This is a genomic window from Allolucifera butyrica (genome assembly GCF_900476375.1).
Classification (GTDB): Bacteria; Bacillota; Negativicutes; order Sporomusales; family UPPP01; genus Lucifera; species Lucifera butyrica.
The window spans coordinates 18,051-43,100 of the sequence record NZ_UPPP01000070.1; the positions used below are offsets into that span (position 1 = coordinate 18,051).

At 48.8% G+C, this 25,050-nt stretch carries 20 protein-coding genes and 1 riboswitch; of the genes, 16 read left to right on the top strand and 4 right to left on the bottom strand.

What is annotated here, in order from left to right; translation table 11 throughout:
* The first annotated feature begins 100 nt into the window (after window positions 1-100).
* Window positions 101-2,998, top strand: a complete 2,898-nt coding sequence (locus tag LUCIF_RS10930; protein WP_165865964.1) for an ABC transporter substrate binding protein — start codon at window positions 101-103, stop codon at window positions 2,996-2,998.
* A 9-nt stretch (window positions 2,999-3,007) separates the two neighbouring features.
* On the opposite strand, the gene pgl is transcribed toward LUCIF_RS10930, so the two are convergent.
* Both pgl and zwf read right to left on the bottom strand, forming a co-directional pair.
* Window positions 3,008-3,739, bottom strand: a complete 732-nt coding sequence (gene pgl / locus LUCIF_RS10935) for a 6-phosphogluconolactonase (RefSeq protein ID WP_165865965.1) — start codon at window positions 3,737-3,739, stop codon at window positions 3,008-3,010.
* Between the two features lie 4 nt (window positions 3,740-3,743).
* A complete protein-coding gene (zwf, locus tag LUCIF_RS10940; RefSeq protein ID WP_122627930.1) occupies window positions 3,744-5,261 on the bottom strand; it encodes a glucose-6-phosphate dehydrogenase in 1,518 nt (505 codons plus the stop codon).
* A 309-nt stretch (window positions 5,262-5,570) separates the two neighbouring features.
* Between zwf and LUCIF_RS10945 the strand changes: the two genes are divergently transcribed.
* The 3 genes from LUCIF_RS10945 (at window position 5,571) to LUCIF_RS10955 (ending at window position 8,873) form a co-directional block, all read left to right on the top strand.
* Window positions 5,571-6,215: a nitroreductase family protein gene (locus LUCIF_RS10945; protein WP_122627931.1), complete on the top strand. Its 645-nt coding sequence runs from the start codon at window positions 5,571-5,573 to the stop codon at window positions 6,213-6,215.
* A 135-nt stretch (window positions 6,216-6,350) separates the two neighbouring features.
* Window positions 6,351-7,688, top strand: coding sequence for an aminotransferase class V-fold PLP-dependent enzyme (locus LUCIF_RS10950; protein ID WP_122627932.1), 1,338 nt, complete (start codon window positions 6,351-6,353; stop codon window positions 7,686-7,688).
* Window positions 7,689-7,955: 267 nt separating this feature from the next.
* Window positions 7,956-8,873 (top strand): GGDEF domain-containing response regulator, encoded by a 918-nt coding sequence (locus LUCIF_RS10955; protein ID WP_122627933.1) that lies wholly within the window; start codon window positions 7,956-7,958, stop codon window positions 8,871-8,873.
* Between the two features lie 95 nt (window positions 8,874-8,968).
* Here the strand turns inward: LUCIF_RS10955 and LUCIF_RS10960 are convergent, their stop codons facing one another.
* On the bottom strand, window positions 8,969-10,291 hold the full coding sequence (locus LUCIF_RS10960) for an S-layer homology domain-containing protein (protein WP_122627934.1): 1,323 nt from the start codon (window positions 10,289-10,291) through the stop codon (window positions 8,969-8,971).
* Between the two features lie 706 nt (window positions 10,292-10,997).
* On the opposite strand from LUCIF_RS10960, the gene LUCIF_RS10965 reads away from it, so the two are divergent.
* From LUCIF_RS10965 to asrC, 10 genes are all read left to right on the top strand, one after another.
* Window positions 10,998-12,437 (top strand): NAD(P)/FAD-dependent oxidoreductase, encoded by a 1,440-nt coding sequence (locus LUCIF_RS10965; protein WP_122627935.1) that lies wholly within the window; start codon window positions 10,998-11,000, stop codon window positions 12,435-12,437.
* A 120-nt stretch (window positions 12,438-12,557) separates the two neighbouring features.
* Window positions 12,558-15,284, top strand: a complete 2,727-nt coding sequence (locus LUCIF_RS10970) for a sigma-54-dependent transcriptional regulator (RefSeq protein WP_122627936.1) — start codon at window positions 12,558-12,560, stop codon at window positions 15,282-15,284.
* Window positions 15,285-15,529: 245 nt separating this feature from the next.
* Window positions 15,530-16,825 carry a PTS cellobiose transporter subunit IIC gene (gene celB, locus LUCIF_RS10975; RefSeq protein WP_122627937.1) on the top strand — a complete coding sequence of 432 codons (1,296 nt, stop codon included), beginning with the start codon at window positions 15,530-15,532 and terminating at the stop codon, window positions 16,823-16,825.
* A 39-nt stretch (window positions 16,826-16,864) separates the two neighbouring features.
* The gene (locus LUCIF_RS10980; RefSeq protein WP_122627938.1) at window positions 16,865-17,170 is read left to right on the top strand and encodes a PTS sugar transporter subunit IIB; all 306 of its coding nucleotides are present in this window, start codon (window positions 16,865-16,867) and stop codon (window positions 17,168-17,170) included.
* Window positions 17,171-17,197: 27 nt separating this feature from the next.
* On the top strand, window positions 17,198-17,500 hold the full coding sequence (locus LUCIF_RS10985) for a PTS lactose/cellobiose transporter subunit IIA (protein ID WP_122627939.1): 303 nt from the start codon (window positions 17,198-17,200) through the stop codon (window positions 17,498-17,500).
* A gap of 115 nt (window positions 17,501-17,615) precedes the next feature.
* Entirely contained in the window at window positions 17,616-19,049 is a 1,434-nt protein-coding gene (locus LUCIF_RS10990; protein ID WP_207857489.1) for a glycoside hydrolase family 1 protein, read from the top strand.
* Between the two features lie 116 nt (window positions 19,050-19,165).
* Window positions 19,166-19,272, top strand: a riboswitch (SAM riboswitch).
* Window positions 19,273-19,366: 94 nt separating this feature from the next.
* Window positions 19,367-20,170 carry a MetQ/NlpA family ABC transporter substrate-binding protein gene (locus LUCIF_RS10995; protein ID WP_122627940.1) on the top strand — a complete coding sequence of 268 codons (804 nt, stop codon included), beginning with the start codon at window positions 19,367-19,369 and terminating at the stop codon, window positions 20,168-20,170.
* A gap of 101 nt (window positions 20,171-20,271) precedes the next feature.
* Window positions 20,272-21,267, top strand: a complete 996-nt coding sequence (gene asrA, locus LUCIF_RS11000) for an anaerobic sulfite reductase subunit AsrA (protein ID WP_122627941.1) — start codon at window positions 20,272-20,274, stop codon at window positions 21,265-21,267.
* A gap of 1 nt (window position 21,268) precedes the next feature.
* On the top strand, window positions 21,269-22,057 hold the full coding sequence (asrB, locus tag LUCIF_RS11005) for an anaerobic sulfite reductase subunit AsrB (RefSeq protein WP_122627942.1): 789 nt from the start codon (window positions 21,269-21,271) through the stop codon (window positions 22,055-22,057).
* An 11-nt stretch (window positions 22,058-22,068) separates the two neighbouring features.
* A complete protein-coding gene (gene asrC, locus LUCIF_RS11010) occupies window positions 22,069-23,022 on the top strand; it encodes a sulfite reductase subunit C (protein WP_122627943.1) in 954 nt (317 codons plus the stop codon).
* 121 nt (window positions 23,023-23,143) lie between these two features.
* On the opposite strand, the gene LUCIF_RS11015 is transcribed toward asrC, so the two are convergent.
* Window positions 23,144-23,632, bottom strand: a complete 489-nt coding sequence (locus LUCIF_RS11015) for a cysteine hydrolase family protein (RefSeq protein WP_122627944.1) — start codon at window positions 23,630-23,632, stop codon at window positions 23,144-23,146.
* 258 nt (window positions 23,633-23,890) lie between these two features.
* Between LUCIF_RS11015 and LUCIF_RS11020 the strand changes: the two genes are divergently transcribed.
* Window positions 23,891-24,253, top strand: coding sequence for a CidA/LrgA family holin-like protein (locus LUCIF_RS11020; RefSeq protein WP_122627945.1), 363 nt, complete (start codon window positions 23,891-23,893; stop codon window positions 24,251-24,253).
* Window positions 24,254-24,257: 4 nt separating this feature from the next.
* A complete protein-coding gene (locus LUCIF_RS11025; RefSeq protein ID WP_122627946.1) occupies window positions 24,258-24,977 on the top strand; it encodes an LrgB family protein in 720 nt (239 codons plus the stop codon).
* Window positions 24,978-25,050 lie beyond the last annotated feature (73 nt).

Below are 25,050 nucleotides of genomic sequence, written 5' to 3' on the forward strand. Positions count from 1 at the left end.
ATTGCAGGATTCATTTTTGGAAGAGAGAATTTTAAGTAAAAGTCAAAACAGAAATTAAATACTAATTTCGACAGTATGTTGATGAAAGGAGATGCGGCGATTGCGGTTCCGAAAAATAGCAGTCCTGTCCGCGCTCTGGATGGCTGTTTTCCTGAGCGGGATTTTTCCGGCAATAGCCGCTCAGGCCCAGCGGCATATCCTGATACTCAATTCCTATAACCGGGGATTGCCATGGACCGACGAACAAACCGAAGGCATGTTGGCTGCGCTGCGTCAAGCGGACAGTGCTGCCGATATTCATGTAGAATATTTGGATTGGAAATATAATCCGACGGAAGAAAACTTAAATTTACTTTATGGATTATTCCGGGCCCGGTATGCCCGGCGGCCGGTTGACCTGATCCTTACGACGGATGATGCCGCCCTTCATTTTGCTTTGGTTCACCGGCAGGAACTTTTTGCCAATGCGCCGGTAGTGTTTTCCGGTGTAACCCGGGATGAGGCCGCTGCCCTGACCCGCGGGGAGCAGAACGTTACCGGTGTTTATGAAGATGTGGATGCGGAAGGCACGCTCCGTCTAATGCTACGGCTCAATCCCGCTTTGGAGCGGGTTTATCTATTGTATGACAGTAGCGAGAGCGGTTTGGCAAGCCGCCGGGCGTTTGACGCGGCACTCCGCCGTATTCCCGCCCGGCTGGATGTTGTGGATTTGCATGAACTGACTGATGACAAGGTAAAGGAAGTTTTGCGCAACGCCCCGGACCGGAGTGCCGTGCTGATGGCCTCTTATTCCCGGGATGGGGCCGGGCTGGTTATGGAACCGGAGAGGTTTGTGAAGGATTTTAGCGAGGCCAGCCGCGTACCGGTTTATCTCTTGTATCAGTTTGAGCTTGGTTATGGCGCTGTCGGCGGCAGCTTGATCAGCGGCCGGCAGGATGGGGCCCGGGCGGCCCGGATGGGCCTGCGCCTTATGAGCGGAGAGCCGGCTGAGGGGCTTCCCGCCGCCGGTTCCAACGCCGGACAGGTTATGCTGGATTACCGCCAATTGTTAAAGTATAAGCTGCCGGTGGAAAATGTACCTCCCAATAGTACCGGCATTCACCGCCCGGTTTCCTATTACGGTCAAAACCGGAAAACGGTTTGGATTACTGTTGCGCTGATTGTGCTTATGGGAACGTATATGCTCTTTTTGCAGCTTAATATCCGGCGGCGGAAGATGGCGGAAGAGAATTTGCGGCGGAGCAATGAGGAAATCACGGCGTTGTATGAAGAGATTTTAGCGTCCCAGGAAGAATTGCAGAGTCAGTATGAAGAATTGTCATCGACCCAGGAAGCGCTTTTTAAAAGTAAAGAACGCTATGAACTCTCTTTTGCGGGTGCCAATGACGGTCTATGGGATTGGGATATGGCCGGCAATCAAGTGTACATGTCCGCCCGGTGCCGGGAAATGCTGAGTCTAAGCACTCCGGTTATCAAGGGCTTGGGTTCCTTCCTTAAGGAGAAAGTACCGCCGGCGGAGGTAGAAGCCGTTCTGACCGGCCTGGAAGAACATCTGCAGGGAAAGACGGAATATTATGTTTGCGAGCATCAAATCAATACGCCGGAAGGCATCCGCTGGGTTTTGGTCCGCGGCAAGGCGCTGATTGATCAACGCGGTCAGGCTGTGCGTATGGCCGGTTCGATGACCGATATTACGGATAGAAAACAAAGTGAAATGGCGGTCAATTATTTAGCCTTTCACGACTCTCTGACCGGTTTGGCCAATCGGGCTTCGCTGCGGGAACGGTTGTGTTCCGTTTTGCAGCAGTCGGTCGCCGGAGCCCTTCTTTTCATTGATATTGATAATTTTAAACTGATTAATGATACGTTCGGCCACTCTTATGGCGATAAATTGTTGGTCAAAATTGGCCGGCAACTGCAAAACGTCAATGGCGAGTTGCCCTTTGTAGCCCGGATGGGCGGGGATGAATTTGTTGTTTTGCTGGAGCAGCCCGATGCTGAGGCGGTTAGCCTTTATGCCAGCCGGGTGCTGAAAACGTTGAGTGAACCGGTTCAGGTCGGGGAAAAGACGCTTCATATCAGCGTCAGTATCGGCATTACTTTGTTTCCGGCGGATGGGGACACGGCTGAGATATTGCTGAAAAATGCGGATATGGCCATGTACCGGGCGAAAGGTCAGGGAAAAAACCAGTTTGCGTTTTTTGAAAAAGCAATGGATGACGTGATGCGGCATAAAATGATGATGGAGCAAAGCTTGCGGGAGGCGCTTGACGCCGATGAACTGTGTCTGTGGTATCAGCCGCAAATCGATATGTATAGTGGAAAAATTAGGGGTTTTGAAGCGCTCCTTCGTTGGAACAGCAAGGAATACGGCCTGGTTATGCCATTGCAGTTTGTTCGTCTGGCCGAAGAAACGGGCCTCATTATTCCTATCGGTTATTGGGTTTTAAAGCGGGCTTGTTTGTTTATCAAGGAACTGCATGCCCGGGGCTATTCCGCCCTGACTGTTTCCGCCAATATTTCCGTTGCCCAGTTGATGCAGAATGACTTTGTGGAATCGCTGCGGCAAATTGTTGCCGCGTCGGGAATTAATCCGGCGGCTCTCGGACTGGAAATTACGGAAAGCGTTTTGGCAGATTCTTTTGACCTGATCATCGGAAAATTGCAAGCCATCCGGAATCTGGGAATCAGCATTCATCTTGATGATTTCGGCACCGGCTATTCTTCTTTGACGTATTTGAAAAAATTGCCCATCGACATTGTGAAAATTGACAAATCCTTTATGGACGGTATGCAGGAGCAAACAGAAAAAGAACTGACGGAATCCATTATTGAAATGGCGCATCGTCTTGGTTTAAAAACAGTGGCGGAAGGGGTGGAAACCGAGTATCAACTGGCGAAATTAAAACAGTACCAGTGCGATATTATCCAGGGATATTTCATTAGCAAGCCGGTTCCTGAGGAACAGACCTATAGTTTGGTTGAAAAGTTATTATAAGAAAATTTCTTAGATTTTCTCAGTCAGCAGACTGGCAGCCGCTTGGTCTAGCAGCCAATAAATTTCACCGTTTACAGGATGGACCAATTGAGCCGGCAAGCGGGGTGGAACGCCGGCTGCTGCTAAAATTTCCCGCACTTTAGGCGCTTTTTCTTCTCCGGTTGCCAAAAAGATAATGGTCCGGGCCCGGTTAATCACCGGGAAGGTAAGAGTGATCCGGTCGGCGGCCGGGCCTTGCGTTTGGGTATGGCATACCCAGCGCCGCTGTTCCATGACCGCATCGGTTCCCGGAAAAAGGGAAGCAACATGCCCGTCAGTTCCTAAGCCGAGAAACAGCAAATCAAAGCGGGGCGGCTGTTTTCCGAATAACCGGCGAAGCGTGCTCTCGTAACCTTCTGCCGCTTCTTCCGGCGATTGCCGATAGGGAATGGGAAAGATCTGCCCGGCTGGAACGGCAACGTGGTCGAGTAAGGCGGTCCGGGCCATGTGTTGATTGCTGCGGCTATCATCAGGTGGAACCCAGCGTTCGTCGCCCCAGAAGATATGTACCTTATTCCATGGTATCCCTGTGGCATAAGGCGGCTCGGCCAACCTCTCCAGGGTATGGCGCGGTGTTGTTCCGCCGGAAAGAACCAGGTGGAAAGAGCCATGCCGGGCGATGGCTGTTTTGGCCTGGTCGGCGACCATAGAGGCGGCGGCGTTGCTAACATCTGTGACAGTGGAGAAAACTTGGATTGTCATTATTTCAACACTTCTTTCCGTTTTTTTCCAGACAAGCCGGAAGGAACCACTCCCGGCCATCGTCAATAATAAGTTTTTCCGCTTCAAATGGACCCCATTGTCCGGCCTGATAATTCGGAAATTGAGAGGCCGGTGTATTTTCCCAGAAGTTTAGGACGGGACTTATGACCGACCAGGCGGCTTCCACCTGATCGGCCCGCATGAATAATCCCGGATCGCCGCGCAGAACGTCAACCAGCAAGGTTTCATAGGCATCCGGTGATAAGGAATCGAAAACTTCCCGGTAGGTGTAATGCATTTCCACCGGCTTTAAATTCATGCCTAATCCGGGCACTTTTGCCTGGGTGCGGAGCAGAATCCCTTCCTCCGGTTCAATTTGGATTGCCAGACGGTTAGGTTGGATCGCGTCGGCAGCCGGACCGGCAAAGGGATGGTGCGGAACGGGGCGAAACTGTAATGATATTTCCGAAACCCGGGCTGGAAGCCGTTTACCCGTTCTAAGGTAAAAGGGAACACCTTGCCAGCGCCAATTATCAATAAATAACTTAAGGACGGCAAATGTTTCGGTGTTGGAATCGGGCCGGACGCCGGGCTCGTTGCGGTAACCGGAGGCCGGTGTATCCTCGATCCAGCCGTTGCCATACTGGCCCCGGACAGCATGAAACCGGACCCGGTCCGGTGGAATGGGACGAATGGCGTTCATGACATCCACTTTTTTATTGCGTATTTCGTCAGGATGAAAGGAAGTCGGCGGTTCCATAGCCACCAGGCAAAGAAGCTGCATAAGATGGTTTTGCATCATATCCCGCAAGGCTCCGGCCGTGTCATAATAGCCGCCGCGGCGGCCAATGCCCAGCTGCTCGGCTACGGTAATTTGCACATGATCAATGAAATTACGGTTCCATACCGGTTCCCATACGGCGTTGGCAAAGCGAAAGGCCAGAATATTTTGTACCGTTTCTTTTCCCAGATAGTGGTCGATGCGATAAATCTGGTCTTCTTCAAATACCTGGAGCAAAGCGGCGTTTAGCTCGCGGGCGGAAGCAAGGTCGCGTCCGAAGGGCTTTTCAATCACGATGCGAAATTGCTGGTTACCGCGGAATGATCCCGACGCTCCCAACTGGTTAATGATTTCCGGGAACAGGGCCGGCGGCGTAGCCAGATAAAATACCTGATTTGCCGTGGTTTGCCAGGACTGGTCCATGGCGGACAGTAATTTTTCGTACATGTCCGGAGTATCATAGTCGCAGGCAATATACCGGATCAGGGAAGTAAATTGGCGCCAAGTCTCTCCGGTATGTTTTTCTTGCAGCGAGAAACGGTCGACGCCGGCGCGAAGGTGCTGGTGAAACGCCTCTTCCGTAAAGTCGGTGCGCGATACGCCGATAATAGCAAACGGCTGGGGAAGAAATCCGCCTAAAAAGAGATTATATAACGCAGGGATGATTTTTCGCTGGGTCAGGTCACCGGACGCACCAAAAATAAATAACGTTGCCGGTTCGAGCTGAGGGCTGCGCAACACGGTATCAACTCCTTGTGGGTTTTAAGTCTCTTCGTTAGTATATTCCGGCTGTTTGCCGCTTCATGTTGAATTATTGCATTCCGCGGACAAAAAAACATCCTGACAGGGCGGAGCGCCCTGTTCTTTTTAATTTTCCTCGTTTAATGATTTTCTCCTGCTAATTTTTATTATCTATGAAATGTTTTTATGAGAAGCCGAATATTGAAAAAGTGATTGGATGCATTTAAACGTATGTGTTATATGATTAGTAAGTTGACCGGGGTAGTATAATATAAAGAGAGGGTAGAGAAGAAAGATGGAGGGAGATTCATGAATCAACTGGAGTTTATTTACAAACGGCACAGCGTGCGCAAATTTATTGCTGAGCCGGTGCCGATGGAACATATTCAGGAGATGATTAAAGCCGCAACATATGCCCCTTCCGGGAAAAATATGCAGAATTGGCATTTTGTTGTCATTGCCAATAAGGAAAAGATCGGTCATATTGCCGATCTGGTTGTTGCGAAAAATTCGGCCCTGACAAAATACTTGACGGATGAGACTAAAATTAAGGCATTCAAAGGCTCTGTTTCCTACCATACGGTCTTTAAGGGTGCGCCGGTGCTTATCTTAGCTTATGCAGGACCCTATGATACCACTGCCGGCATGCTGCGGGAAGCCGGGATCATGGCCGAAGAGCAAATCCGGGAATTGGACCGTCCCAATCCGGGTGTTCAGAATGTAGCGGCAGCCATGGAAAACTTTCAGTTAGCCGCGGCCAGCCTGGGGTACGGCACTTGCTGGATGACCGGGCCGACCTATGCCGGTGAGGAAATATCCGCTTATATTGGCTTCGAACGTACGCAGGAAGGGTATTATTTAGCCGCCATGACCCCGCTGGGCGTGCCGGCTGCCAGGGAGTGGACCTATCCGTCCCGCAAGCCGCTGGAACAAATTCTCACGGTTATTGAATAATTTTTTTAAGCCTCCGACTTTCGCAGTTGGGGGCTTTTTACTGGTCTTTCTTGATTTAGTAACGGAAGGATGACGTCTGAAATATTATATAATAGGTAAATCAATTATGACACATTGGGAAAGGCGGAATGAAACATGCGGGACGAAAAATTAGCGGCCTATCTTCGGACCCTGGTCGTTGGTGTTGATACTGTCGTACCGTTAGTAAACGGAAAAAAAGTAACAGCCATTAATTTTGATAATGCGGCTACAACGCCTCCCTTTGTTTCCGTTCTCAAAAGTGTTGAGGATTTTGCGCCCTGGTATTCGTCCATTCACCGGGGTTCAGGATATAAATCGGTTCTGTCATCCGAGATTTACGAGGAAACAAGGGACGCCGTTAAAAACTTTGTTAAGGCCGGCGGACAGGATGTGGTTATCTATACCAAGAATACGACCGAGGCTATTAATATGCTGGCCTATCTGCTCCGGCAGGAGGACGGGGATCAGGTAGTCCTGTCGACCGATATGGAGCATCTGGCCAATGATTTGCCCTGGCAAAGCCAGTTGGCTGTCGATTATGTACGGGTAGACCGGTTCGGCAATCTTTGTTTGGACGATATGGAGGCTAAACTGAAGAAATATAGCGGTAAGGTCAAGCTGGTTACGGTTACGGGAGCTTCCAACGTGACGGGGATTATCAATCCCGTCTACCGCATTGCCACTCTGGCGCACGCCTACGGCGCCAGGATTCTGGTGGACGGGGCGCAATGGGTGCCTCACTGCCCGGTAGATATGAAACCGGAAGATTCGCCGGAACACATTGACTTTCTTGTTTTTTCCGCCCATAAGATGTACGCTCCGTTTGGTATCGGTATTCTGATCGGTCCCCAAGCCTTTTTTGCTCAATTTCCGCCTGTTTATCAGGGCGGTGGGGACGTGCGGCTGGTTTCCCGCCAAATGATTGAATGGCAGCAGCCTCCCGCTAAAAATGAAGCGGGCACTCCCAATATTATGGGGGTAGTAGCCCTGTTGGCGGCTTTAAAAACATTAACCGGGATCGGCATGTCTACCGTCCGGAACTATGAACGGGATCTGATCCATTATGCCCTGGGTGGCTTGTCCCGCCTTTCAGGGGTTACCTTATACGGTTGGGAAAATAACCGGCAGGAACGGGTTAGCTTATGTTCGTTTACCGTCCAGGGAATTCATCATAAACTGCTGGCGGAAGTACTGTCCTATGAAGCCGGTATTGCAGTTCGCAACGGCTTATTCTGTGCCCATCCCTATGTGGAAAATTTGTTGCAATTAAGTGCGGAAAAACTGGATTATTACCATTGTCATCCCGAAGTGCCTCTGCCGGGCATGGTACGAATGAGCCTTGGACTGTACAACAACTATGCTGAGATTGACAAGTTTCTGGAGGCGCTGCGCTGGGCGATTGCCAACAAGGAGTATTGCCGGAGTCAATACATCATAAAACCGGACAACTGATAATTCCCACATTTCGCACCCTGAACTTATAGCGACAATATTTCTCCCAATTTATAGCCACAAAGTAAATAATGAGTTTTATATTTCGTTTAAAATTCCCTTAGTTTATCTTTTTTAGGAGAATTATTGTCGAATGACAGAGGAATGCAAAAAGTGGGATAATTGATCAATTACCGGAAAATAGCAGGATTTTTCCCGTTTTTTCCGAATAGTAAGCATCAAAAAAGGCTGACGGGAAACCGGAAAAAGCGGGAAGGCGGATAACGGATGCGTGTGCTTATCGTGGACGACGAACCGATTAGGCGGCGGAATTTAACTCAGGCTATTTCGGAGTGGGAGTATGACCTGATGGCTGTTACGGACGGTAATCAGGCATGGTCTTATCTGGAGAAGGAGAGAGAGCCGGTCATTGTCTTGCTGGATGACGACGGTATCGAATTGTGCCGGAAGATCCGGCAGGAAGAATGGAAGCACATTTATGTTATTATCGTAACCGTTAAAACGAAAATCGATGAAATTGCCGATGGTTTGGATGCCGGAGCCGATGATTATCTTACCAGGCCGGTACATGATAAGGAACTGCGCAGCCGGCTGTCGGCAGGACGCCGCATCCTGGAATATCAATATACACTGGAAAAACTGACAACGGAACTTATAGCGGCCAATAAGCAGTTAAAGCACCTGGTTGCCGTTGATGGCCTGACGGGAATTGCCGGACGGGGCCATTTTGAAATGCGTCTGGAAGAAGAATGGCGCAGGGCGCTGCGGGATGGAGGTCCCTTATCCATCATTTTTGTTGATATTGATTATTTTAAAAAATATAACGAAACTTATGGACATCTGGCCGGTGACGACTGTTTGCGCCGGGTGGCACAAATTTTGCCGGCATCTTTGTACCGGGCCGGAGATATGGCGGCCCGGTATGGCGGGGCAGAGTTCATCCTGCTGCTGCCCAATACCGACAGCCTGGGGGCTATGGTGGTGGCTGAATCAGTCCGGGTTGGTGTACTGGATCTTAACTTAGAACATGCCGCCAGTCCATACCGGCGGGTATCGGTCAGCTTAGGGATAGAGACGGTTATTCCGGAACAGGACGATCCGGCGGCGGCTGTCGTTAACGCCAATAAAGCGCTGCATGCCGCAAAGAAGGGAGGGCGGAATACAGTCAGGCAATTTGCTCATTGATTCCACTTAGTTTTACTGAAATCAAACACCGCTTTCAGGCTTTAAATAGCTTGAAAGCGGTGTTTGTCTTTCCAGGTCAAATACGGAGCAATTGATTAAAAGTGGTAATCAATTTCAGTACGGATTAATTTTCTGGAATCATTGGTGCTGGAGATATTGAGCTTCTGGTCACTATAAAGGGAAGTCCATTCGATATTTTTTGCCAAGGCATAGTCAACGCCAAGAATCCAGCCTTTCGAATCCCCGCGCATGGAATCCCATTCATCATCGTGTGAAATATCGCCGTATTTTTGGAATTTAAAATAGCGCAGGTAAATATCATAGGACCCGGGCGTATTGAGGTCAACCGCTTTGTAATTGAGTCTGTACTCCTGGCTGTTGTTGAAATTATCGGCATTCGTTTTAGCGTACGTTGCAAGGAACGTATAATCATTATTTATCTTATAAGTTAAATCTGCCGCTCCCCAACGGGTAACGCCTGTGTCGGCAACCACAGTGCCATCATCATTAATTCGGTCGCCGGTTTTATGATTGCCGCCAAGGACTAAATTCAGGTTTGCTTCTTTTGATAAATTACTATTCAACTGAATGCCGTAAAGAGAAGTATTATTGGGATTCGAGAGGGAATCGGATACGAGGGTAGAGGATTGGGAAGGTCTTAAATCAAAAACGCTGGCCGTAAATCCCTGCGTAACAGGGACATCAAGCTGAATGCCGTCTGCCGCATGGCCGAAAATAACGTTTTGTCCGTAGCCCCACCACTTTTTGCCGAGGGTGACGCCGACCTTACCAACACTGCCGACCGCCCAAATTCTTTGGATTGTACCGTTGTTATCGCTGTCATTCCCTTCAGCACCGGTAACAGCATTACCCCAAGTACTATTGGTATAGTGATTATTTGTTTCACTCTGGAAATGGGCATCCCATCTGTCATTCACTTTCATTTGCCCTTCCAAGTCCATGTAAAAATGTTTGTTGCCGCCGCCGTTGCTGTGGCCGTCGGAACTGTCGCTGTCATATTTGGCGCGAACAAAGCCGCTTAACATAACATTGTCCACTCTTTTATCCAGAGCGTTGTACTTGCTGTCGTATTTGTCATCGAGGGCTTTTAACTCGCTGTCGTATTCGGCCGCCAGTTTTTCGATCAGGGCTTTATTCTGGGCATCGGCCTGATCCATTTTGGTCATAGCCCGAGCGACAATGATAGCCATTTCGTAACGGCTTAAAAGGCGCTCTCCGCGGAAGGTGCCGTCGCCATACCCCTCAACGATGCCGGCCTTAGCCAATTGGTTTACAGCAGCATAAGACCAGTCATTGGCAGGTACATCGGAAAATATAGAGGACGCAGCGGCGAAAGCGGTACCGCAGAGGCTCAATAAGAATACCAGGGTTACAAGCAGAACACACTTTTTTTTCATAACACACACTCTCTTTCTCTCTAACAGTGTCATTGGGGACATTCCGGTAAAGGAGCAAGAATCCATAGTTTCCTTTCACACCTTCCGCCGTAGTTCCCCATTTATCAATTACCGCTGCAAGCCATGGGAACCGGTGTACACTTTCCCTCCTTTCTTTTCCCATAGTTTCTTTGGTAAATGATCCGAATAGATATTTGGGGGAGTTTGCTGAATTTAGCTTCATAATAAGCTGATATGTTCTATTCCTATATCCTTGAAGGCATAGCGGCAGATTCGACGCTTTTCTGCTTGTCAGCGTTTATGTACCGCAAAATTCGTGCCAATACACTTGCCACACTGGCAATTCTATCGGTTATTTTCCGGTAATACAGAGTAATTGTCCTAAAATTCCCACGATTTTCGCCGGTTGAATAGAAAAACAGAATAACATTCAAAATTGAGTTAAAAATTTGAAAATGGGAATCATATTATCTTTTTGTATTTATGTGTATCATTTTTATTTACCAATTCATTTTTTACTGTATTGGAAATTAAGGAGAAAATTTTTAGATTGCCTTGACCTTGGAATGATAAAAGAAGGAAAATTATTTTTAGTAAAGAATAAATATAAAATAAATTAGCTGGTAACTTCCGGCATGAAGGGTAACGGTATTGTTCAGTCAAGTGACGGGTCTTTAGGTGAAAAAATAACAAGGAGTGGAGCGGTATGTATGATGTATGCATCATTGGGGCCGGCGTGGTTGGGATGAACATCGCCCGGGAATTGTCCAAATACAAGCTGCGCATCGGAATTCTGGAGAAAGCCGATGATGTCAGCTGCGGCTGTTCGAAAGCAAATAGCGGCATTGTTCATGGCGGGTATTCCGACGAACCGGGTACTTTAAAAGCCGAGTTATGCGTGAGGGGAAACCGGATGTATAAGGCATTGGAGGAGAAATTGCATTTCGGGTATCGCCAAACCGGGTCCTTGGTGCTGGCTTTCCGGGAAGAAGAGCTTCCCATGCTGGAAGAGCTTTATGACTATGGAATTAAAAACGGGGTTGGCGGTCTTGCCATAATCAACGGCGACCAGGCCAGGGAACGGGAACCTTATCTCAGTCAGGAAGTGATTGCCGCTTTGTATTGTGCCGATGCCGGTGTTGTGTCGCCCTATGAATTTGTTATCGCTCTGGCGGAAAATGCAGTGGAAAATGGCGCGGAATTGCATCTCAACAAGGAAGTGACGGCGATCCGGCGCCAGGATGGATATTTTGTCCTGACAGCCGGAGATGAGGAATTTTCAGCCACTTATGTTATTAATGCGGCCGGGATTTACAGTGACCGGATTGCCTGTATGGCAGGCATTGACGATTATCGTATTTCGCCGCGGCGCGGGCAATACGTGCTGCTGGATAAAGACCAGAATTATCTGGTGAAATCAGTCATTTTTCAGGTGCCGACCAAGCTGGGGAAAGGAATTCTAGTAACTACAACGTATCATGGAAATTTAATGATCGGGCCCAATGCCGAGGAAATTGACGATAAAGACGATGTGGGAACCGACGAGAAAACCCTGGAGTTTATTGTCAGAACGGCCCGCAAGTCTGTTCCCGGCTTTGACATGAGAAAGGCATTGACTTCGTTTGCCGGCAATCGTCCCCATTCCAACCAGCGTGACTGGGTCATTGAAGGGGAACGGATACCGGGATTGATTAATCTGATCGGTATCGACTCGCCCGGCTTAACCTCTTCACCGGCCATTGCGCTGAAAGTTGCCGGTCTGCTCCGGCAAGCGGGGCTGTCTCTGGTGAAAAAGGAATCCTTCCAGCCCTGCCGCCGGCCCATTATCCGTAAGAAGGACGCAACTTTTGACGGAGATATTAATGCGGCTGAGCCTGATAAACATATTATCTGCCGCTGTGAGGTTGTGACCGAAGCCGAGATTATTGACAGCCTGCACCGGGGTATTGCCGTTAAATCAATGGATGCCGTAAAACGGCGGACCCGGGCCGGAATGGGCCGTTGCCAGGGAACATTTTGCAGTCCCAGGGTACGGCAGTTAATTGCCAGTGAGTTGGGAATCCCCATAGAAGAAGTAACGCAGCAGGGAATGGGGTCGTCAACACTGGCCCAAAGGGTACGGCGCGGTGAGATTGTTGTATTATAATAAAGGCGCAGGCTGAAAGACCGCTCTAAGCGGTCTTTCTTTTTGCAATGGCAGGGAAATAGTTAATATTGATAGAATTCTCCTTCAGTTTAGTTTGATGGGCCGGAGGTATAGCGTAACGTGAAACGGATTGAACAGATTTATGAAACGGTAAGGGAACTATGCAGGGAACAGCTCAGGCAGGATGGTAAGATTGCCGGTGTTACAACCGATGAGATTGCCGTCAGGATGAATATTCAGCGAACGAACGCTTCCTCTGATTTAAATAGTCTGGTGAAGGACGGCCGGCTGGAAAAATTGGAGGGAAAGCCGGTTTTTTACCGGACAAACGGAGAACGGACGGCGCCGGAACAAATTATGCAGCCTCTTTCCGCACTGGATGAAATCATCGGTGCCGGCCGCAGTTTGAAAAATGCGGTCCAACAGGCGAAAGCGGCCATTATGTATCCGCCGCTGGGGCTGCATACCCTGTTGTTGGGGGAAACGGGAGTCGGTAAATCCATGTTTGCCGAGGCTATGTTCCGTTATGCGCAAGATATTGGCCGGGTCAAAATCGATGCCCCTTTTGTTGCTTTTAATTGCGCCGATTATGCCCACAATCCCCAATTGCTGCTGGCTCAGCTCTTTGGTGTGAAAAAAGGAAGCTATACCGGCGCGGAATCGGATAAGGCCGGTGTCGTAGCCAAAGCAAACATGGGAATCTTATTTCTGGATGAAGTTCACCGGCTGCCGCCGGAAGGACAGGAAATGCTGTTTTATCTCATTGATAAAGGCATGTACCGGAGCCTGGGAGATACGGAAGAACTTAAAAAGGTTCAGGTCCTTATTTTTTGCGCAACCACTGAAAATCCGGATTCCTCGTTATTAAAAACTTTTGTCCGCCGCATTCCGATGGTAATTAATCTGCCGCCTTTGCGGCAGCGGACGATGAATGAGCGCTGGGAACTGGTAAAATGTTTTTTCCGGCGGGAGGTACAAGTGCTCCAAAGTCCGGTCAGCGTCAGTCTCAATTCCTTGAAGGCTTTCCTGATGTACGATTGCCCCAATAACATCGGTCAGTTGAAAGGGGATATTAAACTCAGTTGCGCCCGCGCCTTTCTTGATTTTATGGGTAAAAAGAATAACGGCATCCGGGTGTGCAGTGAGGACCTCCCGGCTCATGTCCGGCGGGGACTGATAAAATATAAGGAATACCGGGGGGCGATTGATAAGATCGGCTTAGCCGAGGAAATCGTTTTTCCCGTAGCTAAAGAGGATATTATTTTGCCGCGGCAGACCGATCTGAGCATTTATGAAATGATGGAGCAAAAGATCCAGCTCCTCCGCCAGAAAGGATTAAGTGAAGAGGATATCCAGCTTATCCTGGGGCTTGATATCGACGCCTATCTCAAGCAGTATATGTCAAAGTTCCGCCGGGATAATTTGCAGGAGTTATATAAGATTGTAGACAAACAAATTGTGGAAATCGTCCGCCGGTTTCTGCAGTATGCCGGTCAGAAAATGGACCGGTCTTTTGAAGAAACCATACTGTTTGCCATGACCATCCACGTATCCAGCGCTATAGAACGGCTGCGGGAAGGAAAACCGATTGTCAATCTGCAACTGGCTGAAATCCAAAGGAGCTACCGGGAGGAATTCGAGGTAGCCGACGAATTGGGGCGGATGATAAAGGCGGCTATGGATATTACGGTACCGCCGGACGAAATTGGCTTTATGACCATGTTTTTAACGGTAGACAACCAAAAGCGGAAGGATGGTCAGGGACGGGTGGGAATTATCGTCGCCATGCATGGCAACAGCACCGCCTCTTCCATGGTGGATGTCGCCAACCGGCTATTGGGCGAGAAACATATTATCGGTTATGATATGCCCTTAGAGCAGAAACCGGAGGCGGCCCTGGAGGAAATTAGCCGGCTGGTAATTCAGCAGGATCAGGGACAAGGGGTTTTGCTGCTTGTGGATATGGGTTCGCTGGTTATGTTCGGTGATATGATTTATGAGCGAACAGCCATTCCGATAAAAACTGTGGAAATGGTCAGTACACCCGTAGTACTGGAAGCTGCCCGCAAGGCCATTATGCGGCTGCCGCTGGAAGAGATATACCGGGCGATCAATGAGTTAAGTCCTTATGTGGGCCGCATGTATTGGAACAATACCAATTTCTCCTATAACCTGCAAGGAGATGTTATTGTTACCGCCTGCATAACCGGTAAAGGAACCGCGATAAAACTTAAGAAGATAGTGGAAGACCTGGCAAAGCAGCAGGGAAGGAAAATTGATGTGATTCCTGTAGAGATTTCCAACCAGGACCACTATAACTACAAAATTGCCCAAATTAAGCGGGAAAAGAATTTATTGGCCGTAGTCAGCAGTATCCGGCCGGAGGATTCATCAATCAATTATATTTCACCGCAGGAATTATTGGCTGGCAAGGCCTGTCTTTTCCCAACGGACTTCAAAGGGCAGGAAAAAGGGAAAACTTCCGTGGAAGCGGTTATGGACCGGATGAGTTTTATGCAGGATGTAATTGATCAAAATTTAAAAATCAATGGTACGGCGTTTATGGCGGCCTTTGAGAAGTTTTACACCGTACTGAGTCAAAAGGGACTGGCGATTACGGAAGACTGTATGATTGGTTTGATTTTGCATTTGGCCTGTGTCGTAGAGAAATTAAGCGTCGGCGGCTTTGTTCCCGAGCGTCAGGTCAATGAGGCGGAATTGCAGGAAAATAGCGAACAATACGCGCTTGTTTTAGAGGCAGTACATTATCTGGAAGAAAAATTCAATGTCCGGCTGCCGGCCGGCGAGTGTTTAAATGTGTTAGGACTTATTGCCATGACGTCCTGACAGACTATACAGTTTCAATACAAGTCGATACACATAATGCGACGAAACAGGAGGGTGGCTTCCGGACGGCGTATCCGGGAGTTGTTAAAAAATAAGAATATTCGGCCATGATGCTTGTAAATTCGGACGGGCTGCATTGTACCCGGTTCCTTATCCCGGTTCCGGCGTCCCACTTGATAATGGTATTGGCATGAATTTTGCGATTACTATAAGCGAAATTCATTTATGAAGGAGTTGTTGTGTCTATGGAAGGTCTCATTCGATTTCTGGAAAAATATTTTATGCCGGTGGCAGGGAGGATTGCAGAACAGCGCCACCTGAGAGCTCTCCGTGACGGCATCGTGGCCACCATTCCCTTGATTTTGATTGGTTCCGCATTTCTGGTAATTGCTTTTCCGCCGGTGGCGTTCCTGGCGGCAATGGTTAAACCCTATGTCGGCAATTTGTTAATGGTAGTCAATGCCACGTTCGGCATTATGGCGCTGGTGGCGGCCTTTTCCATTGCCTTCAGTCTGGCCGGTTCGTACAAATTGGACACCTTGTCGGCCGGAGTCCTGAGTGTATCGGCGTTTATCTTAGCCATGCCGTTTACCAAGGACGGCAATATTGCCTCAGCCTGGATGGGAAGCAAAGGGTTGTTTGTCGCCATGCTGATTGGGGTATTTGTCGTAGAAGTTCAACGCTATATGACGAAAAGGAACTTAGTTATTAAAATGCCGGAAGGGGTGCCTTCCTCAGTAGCCCGGTCCTTTGCGGCTTTGTTTCCCGGATTTATCATTCTTACCCTGGTCTGGGTCGTAAATGTAATTTTACTAAGTACCGTCGGCTTGCCCATTCCGGAAGTGATCAACACAATTATTACCAATCCGCTGCTTCATCTGGGTGGAACTTTAGGCGCTATTCTGATTGCCGAACTGGTTGTACAGCTCTTATGGTCCGTAGGTATTCACGGGGCAGCCTTGGTGGGTGGCATCATGAGTCCCATATGGCTGGCTTTTACCCAGCAAAATGCGATTGCCAAAGCAGCCGGACAGGTAATTCCCAATATCATCTCCCAGCAGTTTGTTGACGTATTTGTACTGATCGGCGGGTCCGGGACCACTCTGGCTTTGGCGGTGCTTCTTTTCACCCGCGTAAAATCCAAACAATTGAAAGCATTAGGGAAAACGGCAATATGGCCGGGGCTTTTCAATATTAACGAACCGATTACGTTTGGTATGCCAATCGTTATGAATCCTGTCATGATTATACCGTGGGTGCTGGCGCCTTTAACAGTGGCCGTTATTACTTATGTAACCATGGCAGCGGGACTTGTCGGCAAGCCTTACGCCTTGCTGCCATGGACGACACCGGTTTTCTTCAGCGGTTTTTTAGCGACAGGTGATTGGAAAGCCGTTTTGTTGCAGCTTGTTAATTTTATCGTAGCCGGTGCGATTTATTATCCGTTCCTGAGAGTATGGGATAAGGCAAAACTGGCCGAAGAAAAGGGAATGGAAGAAGCGGAAAAAGCAACGGTAGGCGGAACCGCATTCAAAGCTTGAATGCCGGCTTAAAAATAAAAACAAATCCGGGAGGTTACCATGAATATTCTACTTGTTTGCTCGGCGGGAATGTCAACGAGCCTGTTGGTTAATAAAATGAAGAAAGAGAGTGAAGCCCGCGGGAATCAGGATGACATTTTTGCCTGCTCCGTTGATGAACTGGAAAGTTACCTTGATAAATATGAGGTGATCTTATTAGGTCCGCAAATGAAATATAAAGCCAAGGCAATCGGCGAACTTGTTACTGCCAAAAATAAAAAATTTGCGGTGATTGACTCGCTCAGTTACGGCATGGTGGATGGCAGGAAGGTGCTTGATCAGGCGCTGAGCCTGGGAAAACAGTAGCTTACGGAATAGAAATAGGAGGCTAATATGGAACTGGAGCAAGTTGTTTTTCAAATTATTCTCCATGCCGGCGACGCCCGTAATTATGCTATGGAGGCGCTGCGCCTGGCGCGGGGAAAAAATTTCACCGCCGCCGGTGAACTCATGGAGAAAGCGAAGGTGGAACTTAATAAAGCGCATCACGTGCAAACCAATTTACTACAAGAAGAAGCAGGGGGGAAAAAGCCGGAGGTCAGCTTGCTGCTGATTCATGCCCAGGATCATCTTATGACCACGATTGTGGCCAAGGATTTGATTGAAGAACTGATTTTGATGCTGCAGGAACGCTAGAAACAGCTCCGCTGAAAAAAACTATTGTAAGAATGGCTTAACTTCTGCCGGTTCCTGAAGAGGGCAGGCAGAAGTTTTAGTCTTTTGAATCAAATCAAAAACAGGGGGATTCGCTGTGAAATATTATTTACCGAAGAATTTTATGCTGGGAGCTTCGGCAGCCGCCTGGCAGACGGAAGGCTGGACTGGGAAAAAGCCGGGTCAGGATTCGCTATTGGATGCGGCGTACAAGTATTCGCCGGAGCGCTGGCACGAAGGATACGGTCCGGCGGTTGCGACTGACTTTTATAACCGCTATAAAGAGGACTGCGCCCTGATGAAGGCACTGGGTATAAAGGCTTACCGCACCTCCATCGACTGGTCGCGGTTCATTCAAAATTATGAAACCGGTGAAGTCAATGAGGAAGCGGCTCAATTTTACAGTAAGGTAGTAGACGAATTAATAAAAAACGGCGTTGAACCGATAATTTGCCTGGAACACTGGGAGTTACCCAACTATTTGTATGAAAAATACGGCGGCTGGAACTCCAAACAAGTTGTCGAATGCTATGTGAAATATGCGGCGGCAGCTTTTAAGCTGCTAGGGGACAGAGTACGTTACTGGTTTACTTTTAATGAACCAATTGTATTTCCTCTGCTGGGTATTATGGAAGGGGTCTGGTATCCTTATAAGGCCGACACCCGTGAGGCCATGCAGTGGAATTATCATAAAGTGCTGGCAACCGCCAAAGCAGTAAAGTTATACCACGAACAGGATTATGGTTATAAACAGGGCGGTAAAATCGGGATTATTCTCAATTCGGCGGTGGTATATCCCCGGTCGCAATCGGCGGACGACCTGCAAGCGGCTAAGATGTGCGACCTGTTTGAAAACAGGATTTATGCCGATCCGTGCATTAACGGGGAGTTTCCGGCCGAATATTTTGCCCTGCTTGAGCAGCATGGCTGTATGATTGATGTTGAGGCGGCGGAGCTGGCAATCATTAAAGCCAATCCGGTGGATGTTCTGGGTTTCAATTATTATACTCCCAAGCGGGTCAAAGCGAGGACGGCTGCCTGGAATCCGGCGGTAAAATTTAATCCCCGCTATTATTATGACGACTACGAACTGCAGGGCAGGAAGATGAATCCCTCCCGGGGCTGGGAGATCTATGCCAAGGGCCTGTATGACTATGCAATGGTGCTGAAAAATGAATATAACAACATACCCTGGATTGTAACGGAAAATGGCATGGGTGTTGCGGAGGAAAACAGGTATAAAGATACCGCCGGCGTAATTCAGGACGATTACCGTATCAATTATGTCGCCGATCATTTGCGGTGGCTGTGGAAAGCCGTCGAGGAAGGCAGTAACTGTTTTGGTCATCTTATGTGGAATTTTACGGATAATGTTTCCCCTTATAACGCATTTAAGAACAGATATGGTTATGTGGAAATCGAGCTGGAAAATAACCGTAACCGGCGAATCAAGAAATCCGGTTATTGGTTTCAAAAGATGGTTAGCGACGGCTGTTTTGACTTTGACAGTTTCGCATCTGAGTATAAATAATCGTTTCTCATATTGACATAGCCGGTAAGTCTATGGTATTATCTTCTTCAATAAGTCTGGTCTGCATTGCTTGCCCGCTTCTTAAGAAAGGAATGCGGCAGGCGGAACAAGTGAATACTTCATCAAGAGTTAGCTGAGGGACTGGCCCGATGAAGCTGCGGCAACCATCGCGTGATGCGAACGGTGCCAATTCCAACAGGATTTGATTCCTGGCAGATGGAGAGAGTAATTAGTATGCTAATCCTCTTCGCTCTGCGAAGAGGATTTTTTCAGTTTGCTGCGATCATGCGAAATGTGGATTTAAGGAGGAATATTCTATGAAGTTGAGAAGTTTAATTGGTACGGCCGTGATAATAAGCAGTATTGCCGTCTTGTTAGCCGGCTGCGGCCGGCAAGCCGGCGACAAGGTGCTTAAGGTGGGGGTTACCGCCGGTCCCCATACCGAAATTATGGAGGCCGTGCAGAAAGTGGCCGCCAAGGACGGACTGAAGCTGGAAATCGTGGAATTCAATGATTATATCCAGCCGAATGTGGCCCTCAGTCAGGGCGACATCGACATGAACAGTTTTCAGCATCAGCCATATCTGGATAATGTCATTAAAGACCGTAAGTACGATTTGGTTACCGTTGCCAAGACAGTGATTTTTCCCATGGGGCTTTATTCGCAAAAAATAAAGAACATTGCCGACTTAAGGCCGGGCGCGATTGTCGCCATACCCAATGACCCGACGAATGGAGGGCGGGCCCTCCTGTTATTGGCGAAAGCGGGTCTGATTCAATTGAAACCGGGAACAGGATTGAAAGCGGCTGTAAGCGACATTGTGGAAAACCCGAAGAATATTACCGTCAAGGAACTGGATGCCGCCCAGATTCCCCGTTCATTGCCCGACGTTGATCTGGCGGCCATTAATACCAACTATGCCATGACGGCCGGTTTGGTGCCGACGAAAGACGCCATTGCCATGGAAGCTGCTGATTCTCCTTATGCGAATATTCTTGTTTGCCGCTCCCGGGATAGAGATGACCGTAACATTCAAAAATTAATTAAAGCCTATCATTCGCCGGCGGTAAAACAATTTATCGAAGAACATTTCAAGGGCTCCGTCGTCCCCGCCTGGTAACCAAAAGCGACTTTGAAACAAAAAATCTGTGATATATATCACAGATTTTTTAACGCTCACGGCGTAAAGTGAAAATAAAGGATTCAAAAGGAGGCTGTCCTATGGGAGAAGGATATCGTCTGACCCTGCCGGCCTGGCAGGAATACTTTGAAGGACTGCAAAAAGAATTTGATATTTGGGCTCCCGTAGTTTGTAGCGGCAAAGGGGCTTATACCGGGACCGACTCCGTCCGTTACAAGCCGGTTCATTCATTTACGGAGATTGCGTACGACCGGAAAAGTGATTTTTCCGCCAGGGAGACTCTGTTGCCCATTACTCAAACCTTATTTTATTTTACGGAAGATAACTGGACGGAACCCAAGGTCCGGGACCGGAAAATCCTGTTATTTTTACGGAGCTGTGACATCCATGCGTTGCGGCGCCTGGATCAGATTTATCTGGAAAATGGTCCGGCAGACCCGTATTATAAAGCGGTACGCGACCAGGTTTCTATTTGTCTCATCGAGTGCCGGCAGAGCTTTGCCAACTGCTTTTGTGCCAGTCTGAATACGAACCGGACGGAAAACTATGACCTTTTTGTGCGGCCCGATGGCGATTTTGTTGATGTGCAAATAAAAAATAGCGCTTTTCCTGCTTTACAAGGTTGTACGGCTGAAATCGAGCCCCGTTTTGTAACGGATAATGCGGTCCGGGTAACGATGCCGGCCAACCTGCCGGACCATGTTTTCGAAGTCGCCTTCTGGCAGGAGTATTCGTCCCGCTGCATCGGCTGCGGCCGCTGCAATTTTGTTTGTCCGACATGTACTTGTTTTTCCATGCAGGATATTTTTTATAAGGATAATGAGAAGTCGGGCGAGAGGCGGCGGGTGTGGGCTTCCTGCATGGTCGACGGTTTTACCGACATGGCGGGCGGCCATTCTTTCCGCCAAAGTTATGGGGAGCGGATGCGATTCCGGGTTTTGCATAAGGTATATGATTATAAAAAACGCTTTGGCGAGTCTATGTGTGTCGGCTGCGGCCGTTGCGACGATGTCTGCCCGGAATACATTTCTTTTTCGCATGCCATTAACCGGCTGCAGCCAAAGGAGGGAGAATAACATGAATCTATACCGTCCTTTTCCGTCTGTAATCAGCCGGATTATCCCGCATACCGCCATCGACTATACTTTTATCATGCAGTATGAAGGAAGCGTAAAGCCGGGGCAGTTTTTTGAGGTATCTCTGCCCAAATACGGCGAAGCTCCCATTTCAGTAAGTGATATAGGGCCCGGTTATATTGGGCTGACCATCCGGAAGGTGGGTGTTGTTACCAACAGCATTCACACTATGCGGGCCGGTGATACCTTATATTTGCGGGGACCCTACGGCAACGGTTTTGATCTGGAACAGTACAAAGACCGGGAAGTGATTGTAGCGGCCGGCGGAACAGGCCTGGCGCCGGTAAAAGGCCTGGTCGACTATTTTGCGGCCCATCGCCGGGAGGCTAAGTCGTTCACTTTACTGGCCGGATTCAAGTCGCCTGCTGATATCTTGTTCCGGGAGGATTTGGCGGCTTGGGAAAAAAGTCTGAATGTCGTTTTAACGGTCGATCAAGGCGACGCCTATTATACCGGACGTACGGGACTGATTACCCAATATGTGCGGGAAGCCGCCATTGAGGACCGGAACCAGGTTCAGGTAATTGTCGTGGGGCCGCCGGTAATGATCAGGCACACGGCTGCCGAATTTTTACGGCAGGGAGTCCGGGAAGACAATTTATGGGTTTCTTACGAGCGGAAAATGTGCTGCGGCGTCGGCAAGTGCGGGCACTGTAAGATGGATGATACCTATATTTGCCTGGAAGGTCCCGTATTTAACTATACCAAAGCCAAGGGGCTATTCGACTAGGAGGGAGAAACGTGCAGCATGATATTAATGTCAAACAGCTGAAAAAGAATGCCTTCCGGGTCACGAAGGTACGTTACCGGACAGCGGTGCGCATCCGGGTGCCGGGCGGGCATCTGGATGCTAAATATCTGGCGGTGGTTCAGCAGGTGGCGGAGACCTTCGGCAACGGTACGGTGCATATAACAACCCGGCAGGGGTTTGAAATTCCCGGTATTGCCATGGCGGATATGCCGGCAGTCAACCGGGCCATCCGGCCGCTGCTGGAGGGTCTGGACATTCCCGGCAGTGATCCGGATATCGGCTATCTGGCAGCAGGAACCCGCAATATTACCGCCTGTATCGGCAGCCGGGTCTGTCCTTTTGCCAACTATGACACAACAGCCCTGGCCTGTAAAATTGAAAAAAACGTGTTCCCTCATGATTATCACGTGAAAATTGCCCTGACCGGCTGTCCTAATGATTGCATTAAGGCGCGGATGCACGATTTCGGCATTATCGGCATGAATGAACCGCAATATGATGCTTACCGCTGCATTGGCTGTCAGGCCTGTGTGAAAAACTGCACCAAACGGGCGGCGGATGTACTGGAGTTTGTCAATTTTAAAGTAGAGCGCGATGCCAAACGCTGTATCGGCTGTGGCGAATGCGTCCTGAAATGTCCTACCGGGGCCTGGACACGCAGTCCGCGGCAATTATTTCAATTAGTCATTATGGGACGGACCGGGAAAAAGAATCCCCGTTTGGCGCAACCCTTTATCCGCTGGGTGGATGAGGACAGCATTATTGGCATTATCCGGAATGTATACGCTTATATTCAGGAATATATGGACCCTGCCGCACCGGGCGGCAAGGAACATGTCGGCTATATTGTCGACCGGACAGGGTATCCGGTATTTAAAGAATGGGTGTTGCGGGGTGTGGTTCTAAACCCGGAAGCCCAAGTAGCTCCGAGTATCAACTGGTAAAAAACGGCCTTTCTTTTTTCGCAGGAAAAAGAAAGGCCGTTTTTTTGCCCTGAGTATGGACGGGTTTTCCTGCGCCCCGAGCCCTGCGCCATGGACCGAAAAACCGCGTTTGCGGTTTTTCTTATCCTGCCAGAAATTTTTTCAGCGCATTGAACGAAATGAGATCGTTGATGCTCTCCACAAAAGTGATGTTGGCCGGATTGCGGCTGCCGATGGAACCGCGCAGAATGACCGGTGTCAAGTCCCGGTCAAGTGCTGCCCGGCAGGTGGACAATACACAATTTTCAGCTGCATAGCCGGTCAGGATGAGCGTGTCGGCGCCATACTCTTCAACTAATTGCCCCAGGGAAGTTTTGTTGAACGCATTGCCATAGGTCTTGTGGACACGAGGGTCGGCAGACAGCAGGTGTAAATCGGCGGCAAGTTCAAAGCCTTCCGTACCGGGGACCAGGCCGTCCCGCTCATTAATGTGCTGAATGGCAATAATCGGCAACTTGTTCTCCCGGAATAAATCTATGGCCGCGTTGATGACCGGGATAGCCTGCTGCAGCGAAGGCGCATTGGGAGGAAAAGCTTTCTGAACGTCGATTACCAATAAGACTGGTTTCATTATAATCACCTCGTTATTTTTGGCTATAGCTTAAGAACTATATACAGCGTTCTACCGGCGTAATAAAAATCCTCCTGCTGTGTGAACGACTATGATTTGAGCCGGCGGAAGCTTTCCACCGGGTTTTCACGCGCCCTGAGCCCTGCGCCACGGACCTAAAGACCTTTCTCATAGCCGCAAGGCATGAATACGATAGCGAATTGATATTTCCCGTTATTTCGTCCTTGGTGTAAACTCGTAAACAAAAGGAGTGGTCAAATGAAATATGTTAGGGTTTGGGCCCAAGTTGGTATTTTATATGTATTCGCCTTGGTATGTAATGAGATTGCCCGGTGCTGGCAGCTTGGCATACAAGGCAGTGTCATTGGCATAATCGCATTATATCTGCTTTTGGAATGGAAGGTGATTCCGTTAAAATGGATTGAGGCAGGAGCCAATTTTCTTATCGCGGAAATGCTGTTATTTTTTGTTCCCTCCGCTGTTGGAGTTATGCGCTATTCCGATTTGATGCTAAAGCAGGGGGGCGAATTTCTGTTGATTATTGTCGTCAGCACGCTGCTGGTTATGGTGTATGTGGGCTGGATGTCCGAATGGCTGCTGGGTATTAGAGAGAAAAGGTGAGAATATGACGATACTGGTTAGTTTTTTGGCAACCTTATTTGTTTATTGGGGAACAAAAAAAATTTATAGTTATAAACCGATTCCCTTCTTATCGCCGCTGCTGGTCTGTCCGGTACTATTGATTATCGGGTTGACGGTGTGGCGGGTATCAATCGATACGTATAATACAGGTAGCCGCCTGTTTAGTGACATGCTGCAGCCGGCAACGGTTGCATTGGCCGTTCCCATGTACAAAAACCGGTCGATTTTACGCCAATATATCTGGGAGATTACCGGCGGTGTTGTCAGCGGCATGGTGGTGGCCATAGGTTCTTCGCTACTTTTGGCGCGATATGCCGCTATGAGTTCGGAACTTATAGACAGTATGGCACCGCGTTCGGTGACAACCCCCATTGCCATGAACCTGTCGCAAATGCTGGGGGGAATCCCGGCGATAACTGCTGTATTTGTTATTTTAACAGGATTAGCGGGTCTTATTCTAGGTCCCGTCGTGATCCGTCTCTTGTCAATGCAAAGTCCGATTGCCAAAGGAATGATATTAGGCATTGCCGCTCATGGCACCGGTACAAGCAAAGCCTATGAACTGGGATCACTGGAAGGAGCGATTGCCAGTCTGTCCATGATTTTTTCCGGCCTTGCCGCCACACTGCTGGCGCCGGCCCTGGTACCCCGCCTGCTGGCGTTTTTAAACAGCCCTTTTTCCGCCTTTCTGTCCGGCCGGTAAGGAATGTGCCACATTGTAAATTCGCAGCGGGAATTATATAATAACAAAGAGAAAATGAATTTTGCAAAAAAAA